Consider the following 13,268-nt stretch of genomic DNA (forward strand, 5'->3'; position numbering starts at 1 on the left):
GGCACAACCTCCAGGTGACGCGAGCCACAAACACCCCGTGGGCGGCATACGCGCACGACCGCGTGCGACGTCCGCGGGGACCCGCGTGAATCGGCAGGCCACCAAGGCTTTGCGCCGCCGCGACGCCACGCTCCGCGAGCGCCCCCCAGAGGGGTGACTCGCACCCCCTCCCCGCCCTCACCCGAGTTTGACGCCTCATAGGGGTCCCACAAGGATCAAAACGGACTGATACCGGTCAGTACGCCCAGGCCCGAACCCCGCCCGGGGACGCCCGGCCCCGGTGTCGTCCCGTCGAAGCTCCCGTACCCCACACGAGGTGTCCCGTGTCGCCGTTGTCCGAAGAGCCCATCCAGCCCCGCGTCCACGCCCCCAGCCGACGCTCCCTGCTCAAGGCGTCCGCGGCGGGCGCGGCCGTCGCCCCGGTCCTGGCCGCCTGCGGCGGTGACTCGGAGTCCGACGGCTCCGGCGGAGGCGGCGAGCCCCAGCGGGGCGGCCGCCTGCGGGTCGGCATCGCGGGCGGCGGCGCCAGCGACACCCTGGACGCGCACCAGCCCACCGACAACGTCGACATCGCGCGCAACCACGCCCTGTACGCCACCCTGGTGAGCTACACCAAGGACGGCTCCATCGAGATGGACCTGGCCGAGTCCCTGGAGCCCAACGACGACGCCACCGAGTGGACCGTCGTGCTCAAGGAGGGGCTGACCTTCCACGACGACTCCCCCGTCACCGCCGACGACGTGGTCTTCTCCCTGCGCCGCATCACGGACGAGGAGAACCCGATGCGCGGGGCGGGCGACCTGGAGAGCGTCGACGTCGACGCGGTGGAGGCCACCGACGAGCGCACCGTCGTCATCCCCTGCACCGAGCCCTTCGTGACCCTTCCCGAGGCGCTGGCCGAGTACTACAACTGCGTCGTCCCCCAGGGCTACGACCCGGCGAACCCGATCGGCTGCGGCCCGTTCCGCCACGTGGAGTTCACCGCCGGCGAGTACAGCCTCTTCGAGCGGCACGAGGGCTACCACGTCGAGGGCCTGCCCTACGTCGACGAGCTGCATATCCGGGACTTCCCCGAGGACGACGCCCGGGTCAACGCCCTGACCAGTCTCAGCGTCGACGTCGTCAGCCAGGTGCCGCACGCCCAGGTCGCCATCATCGAGGGCAACGTCGACGTGGAGGTCATGGAGTCCGAGACCGGCATGTGGCTGCCGTTCACCATGCGGGTGGACCGGGCGCCCTTCGACGACGTGCGGGTCCGCCAGGCCTTCCGTCTCATCGTCGACCGCCAGCAGATGGTCGACCAGGCGCTGGCCGGGTACGGGCAGATCGGCAACGACATGTACGGCCGTATGGACCCGTCCTACCCCGAGGACTTCGAGCAGCGCGAACAGGACCTGGAGGAGGCCCGCCGCCTGCTCGCCGAGGCCGGGCACGAGGACGGCCTGGAGGTCGAACTGGTCACCGGTGACATCAACGCCGGTATCGTCGCCGCCGCCGAGGTGTTCAAGGAACAGGCCCGCGAGGCCGGGGTCACCGTCAACATCCGCCGCGTCAACCCCAGCGACTACTGGAACGAGGAGGAGGGCTTTCCCTACACCTTCGGCCAGGACTACTGGAGCGCGCGCAACTACATCACGCAGACCTCGCAGGGCTCGGTCGTGGGCGCCCCCTACAACGAGACCATGTGGGGCGAGGACGAGGAGTGGGTGGAACTCGTCGAGGAGGCCCGCCGGACCCCCGACGAGGAGGCGCGGGGCGAGCTGATCCGTCAGGCCCAGCGGATCGAGTACGAGGAGGGCGGCTACATCGTGTGGGGCTTCGTGAACCTGCTCGACGCCCACTCCAGCCGCGTGCACGGTCTGGAGCCCACGGTCTCCGGCCACCCGCTCGGTTCGTACTCGTTCCACAAGATGTGGAAGGAGCAGTAGCGGCTCGGCGGAAACCCGCAGGACAGATCGCTACCGAAAGCTCACCATGACTCGACTCATCGCCGTCCGCCTCCTGTTCGGCGTGCTGACGCTCTGGGCGGTGTCCGTCGTGGTCTTCGCGGCCACACAGGCACTCCCGGGCGACGCCGCCCAGTTGATCCTGGGGCGCGACGCCACTCCGGAGCGCCTGGAGGCGCTGCGCGACCAGCTCAACCTGCACCAACCCGTGGCCGTGCAGTACGCGCAGTGGCTCCAGGGACTGGTCCAGGGCGACCTGGGCACGTCCTTCTCCAACCGCCAGCCCGTCGCCGAGTTCCTCGCGTCGCCGGTGCGGAGCTCGCTGACCCTCATGGGGTTGGCGGCCCTGGTCGCCACACCCGTCTCGCTGGTCGTCGGCGCGTTCAGCGCGCTGCGCCGCGACCGGGGGTTCGACCACTCCGCGTCCCTGGGAACGCTGGTCCTGGCCTCCGTCCCCGAGTTCGTGGTCGGCATCCTGCTGATCCTCGTCCTGGGGCCGAACGGGCTCAACCTGTTCCCCTCGGTCTACTCGCGTGAGGGCGGCCCCGAGCAGTGGACGCTGCCGGTCCTGACACTGGCCCTGGCGGTGGCGCCGCCGATCGTCCGGATGATGCGGGCGACGATGATCGAGGTCCTGGAGAGCGAGTACGTGCAGCAGGCGCGGCTCAAGGGCCTGGACGAGCGGGTCGTGCTGTGGCGCCACGCCGCGCCCAACGCGATCGGCCCGGTGGCCCAGGTCGTCGCGCTCCAGCTGGCGTGGCTGGCGGGCGGCGTCGTGGCCGTGGAGTTCCTGTTCAACATCCCGGGTATCGGCAAGGTCCTCATGGACGCCATCGCCAACCGCGACGTCCCGCTGGTCCAGGCCGTGGTCCTGCTCATCGCCGGCATCTACATCCTGGTCAACCTGCTCGCCGACGTGATCGGCCTGGCGGCCAACCCGAAGGTCCGGGTCACGGCCCGCCGCACGAACCCGAAGGCGGAGGTGGCGAAGCGATGAGCACGACGACCAACCCCGAGGTCGCCAAGGCCGCCAGGCGCGGTCCCGGGCTGTTCCGGACGGCGTGGGGCTTCGGGCGCACCCGGGTGGGCGTGGTCCTGACCGGGATCATCGTCCTGATCGCCGTGGTCGGCCCGTTCGTGGCCCCCTACGAGCCCACCGAGTTCGTCGCCCCGCCCTACGGGACGGGTGTGGACGGCGCGGTGTTCGGCGGTGACAACCTCGGCCGCGACGTGCTGACCCGGTTCCTGTGGGGCGGGTGGACGCTGCTGCTGCTCGCCGCCTCGGCCGCCGGGATCGGCGTGGCCGTCGGCACGGTGGTCGGCATCGTCGCCGGCTACCGGCGCGGGTGGCTGGACGACGTGCTCATGCGGTTCAACGACGTCCTGCTGGCCTTCCCCCAGCTGATCGCCGCGCTGCTGGTGATGTCGATCATCGGCCCGAAGGTGTGGCTGATCGTCGCGGTGATCGCCGTGTCCCACGTGCCCCGGGTGGCGCGTGTGATCCGTGAGGCGACCCGCAAGGTGATCGAGCAGGACTTCGTCAAGGCGGCGGAGGCGATCGGCCTGCCGCGCTGGCGAATCATGGCGGTCGAGATCCTGCCGAACGTCACCAGCCCGCTCCTGGTGGAGCTGGGCCTGCGGCTGACCTACTCGATCGGCGTGGTCGCGGTCCTGGGCTTCCTGGGCATGGGACTGCAACCGCCGACGGCCGACTGGGGTCTGATGATCAACGAGACGCGCCAGGGCATGGCCGTGCAGCCGTGGCCGGTGGCCCTGCCGGTGGCGGCGATCGCGATCCTGACCATCGGCGCCAACCTCATCACCGACGGGCTGTCGCGCGCGGCCATCGGCATCGACCGGGGGGTCGAGAAATGACGCGAAGTGAGCACACCGTCCTGGAGGTCGACGACCTGACGGTGATCGGCCGTCCGTCGCACGTGGAGATCATCTCCGACGTGTCGGTCAGCGTGCGGCGGGGCGAGATCCTCGGCCTGGTCGGCGAGTCCGGCTCCGGCAAGACCACGCTCGGGCTGTCCCTGCTGGCGCACTGCAAGCGGGCGACGCAGATCGCCCGCGGCCACGTGGAGGTGGGCGGCGAGGACCTGGCCACCCTGTCGGAGAAGGGGGTCCGCCAGCTGCGCGGGCGGGCGGTGGCCTACATCCCGCAGTCCCCGGCCTCGGCGCTCAACCCGGCGCTGCGGCTGCGGACGCAGCTGAGCGAGGCCCTGCACGACGCCTCCCTGCCCAGCGCGAAGGTCCTGGAGCGGGTCCGCGAGGTGCTGCGCGAGGTGGCGCTGCCCGACGACGACCAGTTCCTCCGCCGTTACCCGCACCAGCTGTCCGGCGGGCAGCAGCAGCGGGTGGCGATCGCGATGGCGTTCATCGGCCGCCCGGACGTGATCGTCCTCGACGAGCCGACCACGGGTTTGGACGTCACCACGCAGGCGCACGTGCTGGAGACCATCCGGCGGATGACCCGCGAGTACGGGACCGCCGGGGTCTACATCAGCCACGACATGGCCGTGGTCGCCGACCTGGCCGACGAGATCGCGGTCATGTACCGGGGACGGCTGGTCGAGCGCGGCGGTACCGACGAGGTGATGGCCGCGCCCCGGCACGAGTACACCCGGCGGCTGCTGTCGGCCGTGCCCCTGCTGCGCACGGAGGGGCACGAGGCGGCCGAGGAGACGGAGGAGCCGCCGCTGTTGCGGGTCTCCGGACTGGCGGCGGGGTACGGGCGGACACAGGTCCTGGAGGGGATCGACGTGTCGGTCTCCCGGGGCGAGTGCGTGGCCCTGCTCGGCGAGTCCGGCTCCGGCAAGACCACGCTCTCGCGTTCGGTGGCCGGGCTGCACCACCAGTTCACCGGCGAGATGCTCTTCGACGGCGAGCCGCTGGCGCGCAGCAGCTACCGGCGCACCGCCGAGCAGCGGCGCCGCGTGCAGTACGTGTTCCAGAACCCGTACGAGGCGCTGAATCCGCGCAAGCGCGTGCGGGACCAGATCCTGGGCCCCTACCGGCACCTGGTCGGCCGCCCGGACGACCCGGACCGCGTGGTGGCCGAGGCCCTGGAGCGCGCGGCCCTGCCCGCCGCCTACGCCGACCGGTTCCCGGAGCAGCTCAGCGGCGGCGAGCGTCAGCGCGTGTGCATCGCGCGCGCGGTGGCGACGGGGCCGGACCTGATGGTGTGCGACGAGATCACGTCGGCGCTGGACGTGTCGGTGCAGGCGGAGATCGTGGCGCTGCTGCGGAACCTCCAGGACGCGGGGATGGCCCTGTTGTTCGTCACGCACAACATCGCTCTGGTGTCCAACATCGCCCAGCGGGTGGCGGTGCTGAACCAGGGCCGGATCGTCGAGTACGGGCCGGTCGGCCAGGTGATGGCCGCGCCCCGGCACGAGTACACGCGTGCGCTCATCGCCGACACCCCGGACTTCCAGCCGTCCTTCGCGGCGACCGCGGACTAGGTCTCGGGGGCGGGAGGGGCGGGGGGCGTTCGGGCGCCGCCGCCCCTCCCCTCAGAACAGCACCGACATGACCTCGCCGACCTGGCGGAAGCCGACGCGGCGGTAGGTGGCGCGGGCCGGGGCGTTGAAGTCGTTGACGTAGAGGGTGACGCGCGGCGCGATCTCGGCGAGGGCGTACCGGACGACCGCCGCCATGCCCGCCGTGGAGTGGCCCCGGCCGCGCAGGTCCGGGTGGACCCACACGCCCTGGACCTGGCAGGCGTGCGGGGTGACCGCGCCGATCTCGGCCTTGAACACCACCCGGCCGTCCTCGATCCGCGCGAACGCCCGACCGGTGCGCACCAGCTCCTCGATCCGCGCCCGGTACAGGGCGCCGCCGTCGCCGGAGTCCGGTGGGACGCCGACCTCCTCGGTGAACATGGCCACGCAGGCCGGGACCAGGGTGTTCAGCTCCGAGAGCCGGACCCGGCGCACCTCCGGGTCGGCGGGCACCGCGGAGGGGGCGTCGATCTCCAGGACGGGCTGGCTGGCGCGGATGACGCGGGCGGGCCCCCACGCGGGGGTGACCTGCTCCCAGAAGTCCCGGACCGCGCCGACGGGCCCGACGATCGAGGAGCACCGGCGTCCGCGCCACCGGGCGTGGTCGGCGAAGCTGCGGATCGCGGCGGGTCCGGCGTTGACCGGGACCAGGTTGGCGCCGGAGTAGCACAGGGCCGTCAGCCGCCCGTCCTCGACGTGGCCCCAGACCTCGGTGCCGCTGAAGCGCGAGGCGATCCCGGTCGTCATCAGGCGCGAGGCGACGAAGACGTTGCCCACGGGGTCGGTGTCCAGGAGCGCGCGGACGGCCGCCCGGTCACGCTCTCCGAGGATCCGCACCGGCGAGGTCCGAAGCATCGCTTTCTCCCCCATCGTCCCGTCGGCCCCCGGTGGGTGCCGGGGGATGCGACCCGATCCAGTTCGCGCCGGTTACAGAGTATTCGACGGGTTACCCGGGCTCGCCGGGGAGATCGGCGATGACCGCGGCGACCCCCTCCGTCGCCGCCCTCAGGTCCTCGCGGCGGGAGCCCGGGCGCGGCTCGGGCCGGCGCTCGCACGCGACGTCGGGGCCGCTCGCCCCCCGGGCGGGCAGGACGCCGCGCAGCAGGTAGGCGGAGACGATCTCGTCGACGCACGTGTTCCCGGTGAAGGCGACGCCGTGCGTGTGGCCGCCCTCCTCCATGACCAGGACCGAGCCGGGCAGGCGGTGGCGCAGGGCGTGGGCGCCCTCGACGGGGGTGGCTCCGTCCCCGGACGCGTGCACGATGAGGGCCGGGCCGTCGAAGGCGCGGTGTTCGTGGGGCGCGTCGCCGACCTGGAACCAGTCGCCGGAGTCGGCGCCCCAGTCCAGGCACGGCGCGTTGTACCAGGCGTTGTGCCAGCCGACGAAGGGCGCCTCCTCGTGCGCCAGGCGGGCGTCGGTGCGCCAGGCGGACCAGTCGGTCGGCCAGTGCGCGTCGGTGCACTGGACCGCCAGGTAGCCGCCGTAGCTCTGGTCGCTGTCGGCGTGGTCGCCGTAGGCCCGGTGGAGGCTGAGCAGCCCGGTGCCGTCGCCCTCGTTGATCCGGGCGGACAGCGCGCGGGCCACGCCGGGCCAGGTGGAGTCGGCGTAGGCGACCACGAGGGCGGCGGTCTCCAGTTCGGTGGGGCCGACGGTGGCCTCGATCGGGTCGGTGCGCAGCTCGGAGCGCAGTCGGTAGTAGGCCTCGGCGACCTCGTCGCCCGTGCGGCCCAGACGGTAGGCGGCGTGGTGGCGGGCGGCCCAGTCGAAGAAGTGCTGTGCGGCCCGTTGGAGGGCGCGGCTCTGGACGTGGTTGCTCTCGTACCAGGGGTTGTCCGGGTTGACGACGCTGTCGAGGACGAGCGAGCGGACCCGGTCCGGGTAGAGCGAGGAGTAGACGGTGCCCAGGTAGCTGCCGTAGGAGTAGCCGAGGTAGTCGATCCGGTCCTCGCCCAGGGCACGGCGGACGGCGTCCATGTCGTGGGCGGTGTCCTCGGTACGGGTGTGGGCCAGGAGGCGTCCGGTGTTCTCGGCGCAGGCGCGGGCGTAGGCCCGGGCGTCGGCGCGCAGGGCGGCCTCCTCGTCCCCGTCGGCGGGCACGGTGTCCGGCCGGACCGGGGCGAAGTGGTCGGGGTCGCAGGAGATGGCGGGGGTGGAGGCGCCGATGCCGCGCGGGTCGAAGGCGACCACGTCGTACACCTCGCGCAGCTCCTCGGGCATGCGCTCGTGGGTCATGGAGGCCCAGCGGCGGGCTCCGCTGCCGGGGCCGCCCGGGTTGACGATCAGCGTGTGCCGCGTGGTGCCGCTCGCGCGGACGCGGGAGAGCGCCAGTTCGACGGTCTCATCGGCGCCGGGGACCCGGTCGCCGCCCGCGGTGCGCACGAGCGGGACGGTCAGGGTGGCGCACTCCAGGACCTCGTCGCCGCGGGGTTCGAGGTCCTTGCAGGGGCCCCAGTCGAGGCCCGTGCGGTCGACGCGCGTCGCGGGTCGGACGGTGTCGGCCTGGGCGGGCACGGGGACGCCCACGAGCGAGGCCAGCAGGGCCCCGGCGGTGACGGTGGCCCGGATTCGTCGTCGCACTCGTGTTCTCCCCCTGAGCGTCCTGATGTCAAGAGGCATTGTCTCCGTTACCGAACGTGACATGCGGAAGCGACACGGACCCCCACGAGGTACCGCCCCGGTAGCATGTGCCCTGGTGAGGTCATACGGGGACATAAGGGGCGCAATGCGGCTGGATCGTGTCGACGAGCGGATCATCGCGATACTCGGCGCGGACGCGCGGATGAGCTTCGCCGAGATCGGCGGCGAGGTCGGGCTGAGCCCCTCGGCGGTCAAGCGCCGCGTGGACCGGCTGATCGAGTCCGGCGCCGTGCGCGGCTTCACCGTGGTCGTCGAGCCCCAGGCGATCGGCTGGACCACCGAGGCCTACATCGAGCTGTACTGCCGCGCGCGCACGTCCCCGGGCGAGATCCGCAACGGGCTGGCCGGGTACGCCGAGATCACGTCCGCCTGCACGGTGACCGGCGAGGCCGACGCCGTGGTCCAGGTCCGCGCCCGCGACACCCACCACCTGGAGGAGGTCATCGAGCGCATCGGCGCCGAGCCCTTCGTGGTGCGCACCAAGAGCACCCTGGTGCTGTCGCGGCTGGTGGACCAGCCCATCCTGGCCGGGACCAGCGGCCTCTCCTAGGTTCCGGGCCCGGCGTCGCCCGGACCGCCCCGGACAGGGGGACGGCCCCCGGCCGTGCGCGGTTCGGTGGGCGCACGGCCGGAGGCCGTCGGGACGGGGTCGGTCGGACCCTCAGTCCTCGGGGAGGCGCACGGGCGCCAGGTCGTCGAAGCGGTCACCCGGACCCGGGTTGGTCGGGTCGGTGTGCCCGCCGAAGTGGCGCACGACGCCCCAGACCGCGTTGAGCGCGGTCTGCACGGCGCCCTCGGCCCAGCCCGCCGTCCAGGACACGTCGTCCCCGGCCAGGAACAGGCCGCGGTGGCGCTCCTCCAGCTCGTCCTGCTTGAAGTGCGTGAACAGGCGGCGCTGGTAGCGGTAGTGGCCCGGGAGGTTGGCCTTGAACGCGCCCATGAAGTAGGGCTCGTCCTCCCACGAGACGGTCACCGGGTCCCCCGTGATGTGCGAGCGGATGTCGACGCCGGGGTAGATCTTGCCCAGAGAGTTCAGCATGACCTCCATCCGCTCGTTCGCGGACAGCGGCAGCCACTTCAGCGAGTCGTCGCACCACGTGTAGGACATGCAGATCGCGGCCGGAGCGTCCGGGTCCTCCCCCTCCAGGAGGTAGGTGCCCCGGGTCATGCGGTCGGTGAGCGTCATGCTCATGACGTCGCGGCCGGTCTCGGGGTCCTTGTCCCGCCAGAACGCGCGGTCCACCGGAACGAACAGCTTGGAGGACTCCATGTAGTGGGTCCGCTCGATCGCCGTCCAGTGGTCGATCGGCAGCAGGCTCTCGTCGCAGTCGATCTTGGACAGCATCATCCAGCTCTGCGCGGTGAACACGGCCGCCGCGTAGGTGCGGGTGGAGCCAGAGGAGTCCGTCACCGTGACGTTCCCGGACGCGGAGCCCCGGGCGGCGGTGCGGCGCAGCGCGGTGACGCCCGGGCGCGGCCCGTCGCCGTGCAGCGAGGCCAGGGAGGTGCCCTGCGCCCAGTACGTGATCTTGTCGGGGGCGTGCTCCCACATCCGCAGCGGCAGCTGCTGGACGCCGCCGACGATCCCCATGTGGTCGTCGTCCGCACCCGTGTAGGTGACGCGCAGGATCTCCAGGATGGAGTTGGGGAAGTCGGTGTCCCAACCGCCGGTGCCGAAGCCCACCTGGCCGAAGATCTCGCGGTGCCGGAAGGAGGCGAAGGCGGGCGAGTCGCACAGGAAACCGTAGAAGGTCTGGTTGTCGAGCTCGGCGACCAGCTCGTTCCAGATCTCCTTCTGCGTGGCGACGTCGCGCTCGCGGATCGCCTTCTGCATCCGGGTGTGCTGGGCGCCCTCCTCCAGGGTGCGGTCCCAGGCGCGCGCCACCTCGCGGTAGACCTCGGGCAGGTCGTCGAGGCTGGTCGCGTAGTGGGTCTCGCCCTTGAGGTCGACCACGGTGCTCGGGGTGACCGGCGCGAGCGGGTTGGGGAAGGGGACCGTCTCCAGGCCCATCTTCTCGACGTAGTGCAGGAACGCGGTCGACGACGGCGGGAAGCGCATGGCGCCCATCTCGGCGACGACGTCGTCCGGGCAGTGCGGCAGCTTCCGCGTGCGCAGACGCCCGCCGATCTCGTCGGCCTCGTACACGACCGGCTTGAGCCCCATCTTCATGAGCTCGTAGGCCGTGACGATGCCCGACAGACCGCCGCCGATCACGGCGACCTCGGTCCCGTGGCGCTCGGCCGGGACCTGCCCGAGCCCGGCGGGGCTCTCCAGGTAGGCGTCGTAGGCGAACGGGAAGTCCGGCCCGCACATGTTCAACGGGGTGTCCTGTGCGGACGCGGAACCTGCGGCCGTGGGCACGGCTGACGTCATGCGCCCCTCCTTTACGCGTGGGTGTCGACGAGCGGGGTGTACCGCGTGGCTGGTCGGGTGGTGGTTCAGAGGGCGAGCGACCCGTAGAGGTCGGGTCGGCGGTCGTCCAGGTAGGAGTGCTCGGCGAGCAGGTCGGCGGCCGCGGCGGGGTCGACGTCCCCGACCAGCAGCGCCTCGTCGGGTCCGGCGCGCAGCAGTTCGGCGCCGTCCGGGCCGACCAGGGTGCTCAGCCCCATGTAGTCGAGGTCGCCCTCGACGTCGCACCGGTTGACGTAGGCCAGGTGCAGCTGGTTCTCCATCGCGCGGGCGGGGACCAGCAGGGTGGGGACCAGGACGTTGGGCTGCATGAGGGCCGTGGGGACGACGAGGAGTTCGGTCCCGGCCAGGGCGTGCGCGCGCACCGCCTCGGGGAACTCGACGTCGTAGCAGACGAGGAAGCCGAGGCGGACGCCGCCCAGGTCCGTCTGCACGACCGCGGTGTCCCCGGGGGCGTACATGTCCCGGTCCAGGTCGCCGAACAGGTGGTTCTTGCGGTACAGGGCGCGGTCGGCACCGTGGCCGTCCACGAGGCGCACCGCGTTGTACACGCGCCCGTCGGCGCGCTCGGGGAAGCCGTACACGATCGCGACGCCGGTGTCGGCGGCCAGGCGGGCGACGGCCTCGAACAGGGGGCCGTCGGCGGGCTCGGCCAGGCGCGTGACGTCGGCGCCCAGCGCGTAGCCGGTCATCGACATCTCGGGGCCGATCAGCAGGTCGGCGCCGGCCTCGGCGGCGGCTCGGGCCCGCTCGGCGAGCCGGGTCAGGGAGGAGGCGGTGTCTCCGCTGCGTCCGGCGCCCTGGTCCAGGGCGACGCGCAGGGTTCGGCGTGCCATGTCTCCTCCTCCCGTGGGGTCCTGGGGTGCGACCGCGTCCACTCTAGGTGCGACATCGCGCCCGAAATGTGTCTTCGGCCCGCACTCCGTTGCGTCTTTCACCCGCTTCGACGTGGTTCGTTGCGCGGATCGAGGGATGCGCGCCCGAGTCGGATCTCCCGGGCCACCCCGAGTAACGCGAGGGCGGGGCCGGAAGATTCCCGACCCCGCCCTCTCACGTGCCCTCGGTCGCTCAGACGCCCGCCTCGACGGTGCCCTCCGCCTCCAGGGCGGAGCGGCGCATGCTGTAGGCGAAGTAGACGGCCAGGCCGACGGCGAGCCAGGCGAGGAAGGCCGCCCACACGCTCAGGTCCATGCTGACCATGAGGTAGGCGCAGGCGAGGACGCCCAGGACCGGGGTGACCGGCGCGCCCGGCATCCGGAAGGCGCGCTCCAGGTCGGGGCGGCGCTTGCGCAGGACCAGGACGGCCACGTTGACCAGGGCGAACGCGAAGAGCGTGCCGATGGCGGTGGCGTCGGCGAGCGGCCCCAGCGGGACCAGCGCGGCCAGGACGGCGATGACCACGGAGGTGATGACCGTGTTGGCGCGCGGCGTGCCCTTGGCGTCGACCTTGGAGAAGGCCTTGGGGATGAGGCCGTCGCGCGACATCGCGAAGAGGATGCGGGTCTGGCTGTAGAGGACCACCAGGACGACGCTGGCCAGGGCGAGCACGGCGCCGGCGGCGAAGATGACCGCCCAGACCGGGGTGCCGGTGACGCGGGTCAGGATCCCGGCCAGGGAGGTCTCGCCGTCGGCGAATTCGGTCCAGTTGAGCGCGCCGATCGCGGCGAAGGCGACCAGGCAGTACAGGGCCGTCACCAGGATCATCGAGAACATGATGGCGCGGGGCAGGTCGCGCTGCGGGTTCTTGGCCTCCTCGCTGGCGGTGGAGGCGGAGTCGAACCCGATGTAGGAGAAGAACAGCGTGGCGCCCGCGGCGCTGACACCGGCCATGCCCATCGGCATGAACGGGGCGAAGTTGCCGTCCTGGACGGCGGTGATCGCGATGGCCACGAACATGGCCAGGATGCCGATCTTGATGGCGACCATGACCGCGTTGACGCGGCTGCTCTCGCGCACCCCGACGAGCAGGGCGAACATCGACAGCAGGACGACGATCGCGGCGGGCAGGTTGATCAGCCCGCCCTCCATCGGCCCGGCGAGCAGCTCGGCGGGCATGGACAGCCCGGTGGTCAGCTGCAGGAGCTCGTCGATGTACTGCCCCCAGCCCACGCCGACGGCCGCGACGGACACGCCGTAGGTGAGCATCAGGCACCAGCCGCAGATCCAGGCCATGAACTCGCCCATGGTGGCGTAGGCGTAGGAGTACGCGGAGCCGGAGGCGGGGATCATCCCGGCCATCTCCGCGTAGGCGAGGGCGGAGAACAGGGCGGTGATCCCGGCCAGGACGAACGCGACGATGACCGCGGGCCCGGCGACCGGCACGGCCTCGCCGAGGACGACGAAGATGCCGGTGCCCAGGGTGGCGCCGATGCCGATCATGGACAGCTGCCAGAAGCCCATGTGGCGGCGCAGCCCCGTCCCTTCGGAGGCCTGGGCTTCGGCCACGAGCCGCTCGACCGGCTTGCGGCGGGTGAGGCGGTCCCTCAGCGAGGGCGCACCGCCCTGGCCGACGGGCACGGGGGTGCCCGCCGTGGTCTTCTGGTCCACCACGTCAACTACTCCTCGGCGCATTCGTGCATGGGCGCACCACACCCCTGGACAGGGCGTGTGGTGAGGGGGTGACCGTCGCTCCCGGAGGACACACGGTGCGGACGGCCGGCCGTCGCCGCCGGTGGCGGTCGAAACGAACCTCCAGCAACGTTAGCCGCGTTACCTAGGTAACATGACCACTGAACGTTGCGTATGTCCGACTTCGACGCCTGATCTCG

Annotated in this window: 10 protein-coding genes; 5 read left to right on the plus strand and 5 right to left on the minus strand. The window is 72.0% G+C overall.

Going from position 1 to position 13,268, the window contains the following annotated elements:
* Positions 1-323 precede the first annotated feature (323 nt).
* The 4 genes from AB0I72_RS18225 to AB0I72_RS18240 are packed head-to-tail and all read left to right on the plus strand — an operon-like array spanning position 324 to position 5,413.
* Positions 324-1,928, plus strand: coding sequence for an ABC transporter substrate-binding protein (locus AB0I72_RS18225; RefSeq protein WP_358569670.1), 1,605 nt, complete (start codon positions 324-326; stop codon positions 1,926-1,928).
* 46 nt (positions 1,929-1,974) lie between these two features.
* Positions 1,975-2,943 (plus strand): ABC transporter permease, encoded by a 969-nt coding sequence (locus AB0I72_RS18230; RefSeq protein ID WP_358569673.1) that lies wholly within the window; start codon positions 1,975-1,977, stop codon positions 2,941-2,943.
* Positions 2,940-3,821, plus strand: coding sequence for an ABC transporter permease (locus AB0I72_RS18235; protein WP_358569676.1), 882 nt, complete (start codon positions 2,940-2,942; stop codon positions 3,819-3,821). The genes AB0I72_RS18230 and AB0I72_RS18235 overlap by 4 nt, the downstream gene beginning before the upstream one ends.
* Positions 3,818-5,413 carry an ABC transporter ATP-binding protein gene (locus AB0I72_RS18240; protein ID WP_358569679.1) on the plus strand — a complete coding sequence of 532 codons (1,596 nt, stop codon included), beginning with the start codon at positions 3,818-3,820 and terminating at the stop codon, positions 5,411-5,413. Before AB0I72_RS18235 ends, AB0I72_RS18240 begins: the two co-directional genes overlap by 4 nt.
* A gap of 51 nt (positions 5,414-5,464) precedes the next feature.
* Here the strand turns inward: AB0I72_RS18240 and AB0I72_RS18245 are convergent, their stop codons facing one another.
* A complete protein-coding gene (locus AB0I72_RS18245; protein ID WP_358569682.1) occupies positions 5,465-6,307 on the minus strand; it encodes a GNAT family N-acetyltransferase in 843 nt (280 codons plus the stop codon).
* Between the two features lie 91 nt (positions 6,308-6,398).
* Positions 6,399-8,030 carry an alpha/beta fold hydrolase gene (locus AB0I72_RS18250; protein WP_358569685.1) on the minus strand — a complete coding sequence of 544 codons (1,632 nt, stop codon included), beginning with the start codon at positions 8,028-8,030 and terminating at the stop codon, positions 6,399-6,401.
* Positions 8,031-8,175: 145 nt separating this feature from the next.
* Between AB0I72_RS18250 and AB0I72_RS18255 the strand changes: the two genes are divergently transcribed.
* Positions 8,176-8,640, plus strand: a complete 465-nt coding sequence (locus AB0I72_RS18255) for an Lrp/AsnC family transcriptional regulator (protein WP_358569688.1) — start codon at positions 8,176-8,178, stop codon at positions 8,638-8,640.
* 111 nt (positions 8,641-8,751) lie between these two features.
* On the opposite strand, the gene AB0I72_RS18260 is transcribed toward AB0I72_RS18255, so the two are convergent.
* The 3 genes from AB0I72_RS18260 to AB0I72_RS18270 form a co-directional block, all read right to left on the minus strand.
* Positions 8,752-10,464: an NAD(P)/FAD-dependent oxidoreductase gene (locus tag AB0I72_RS18260; RefSeq protein ID WP_358569691.1), complete on the minus strand. Its 1,713-nt coding sequence runs from the start codon at positions 10,462-10,464 to the stop codon at positions 8,752-8,754.
* Positions 10,465-10,529: 65 nt separating this feature from the next.
* Complete coding sequence (locus AB0I72_RS18265; RefSeq protein WP_358569694.1) at positions 10,530-11,336, minus strand: carbon-nitrogen hydrolase family protein; 807 nt, start codon at positions 11,334-11,336, stop codon at positions 10,530-10,532.
* A 232-nt stretch (positions 11,337-11,568) separates the two neighbouring features.
* A complete protein-coding gene (locus AB0I72_RS18270; protein ID WP_358569697.1) occupies positions 11,569-13,050 on the minus strand; it encodes an amino acid permease in 1,482 nt (493 codons plus the stop codon).
* Positions 13,051-13,268: the final 218 nt, after the last annotated feature.

It is taken from the genome of Nocardiopsis sp. NPDC049922 (assembly GCF_040660275.1).
Lineage (GTDB): Bacteria > Actinomycetota > Actinomycetes > Streptosporangiales > Streptosporangiaceae > Nocardiopsis.

Bases quoted from the DNA above. Each gene is read 5' to 3' on its own strand.
- AB0I72_RS18230 (WP_358569673.1), top strand. From the start codon at position 1,975: ATGACTCGACTCATCGCCGTCCGCCTCCTGTTCGGCGTGCTGACGCTC.
- AB0I72_RS18235 (WP_358569676.1), top strand. From the start codon at position 2,940: ATGAGCACGACGACCAACCCCGAGGTCGCCAAGGCCGCCAGGCGCGGT.
- AB0I72_RS18240 (WP_358569679.1), top strand. From the start codon at position 3,818: ATGACGCGAAGTGAGCACACCGTCCTGGAGGTCGACGACCTGACGGTG.
- AB0I72_RS18245 (WP_358569682.1), bottom strand. From the start codon at position 6,307: ATGCTTCGGACCTCGCCGGTGCGGATCCTCGGAGAGCGTGACCGGGCG.
- AB0I72_RS18255 (WP_358569688.1), top strand. From the start codon at position 8,176: ATGCGGCTGGATCGTGTCGACGAGCGGATCATCGCGATACTCGGCGCG.
- AB0I72_RS18260 (WP_358569691.1), bottom strand. From the start codon at position 10,464: ATGACGTCAGCCGTGCCCACGGCCGCAGGTTCCGCGTCCGCACAGGAC.
- AB0I72_RS18265 (WP_358569694.1), bottom strand. From the start codon at position 11,336: ATGGCACGCCGAACCCTGCGCGTCGCCCTGGACCAGGGCGCCGGACGC.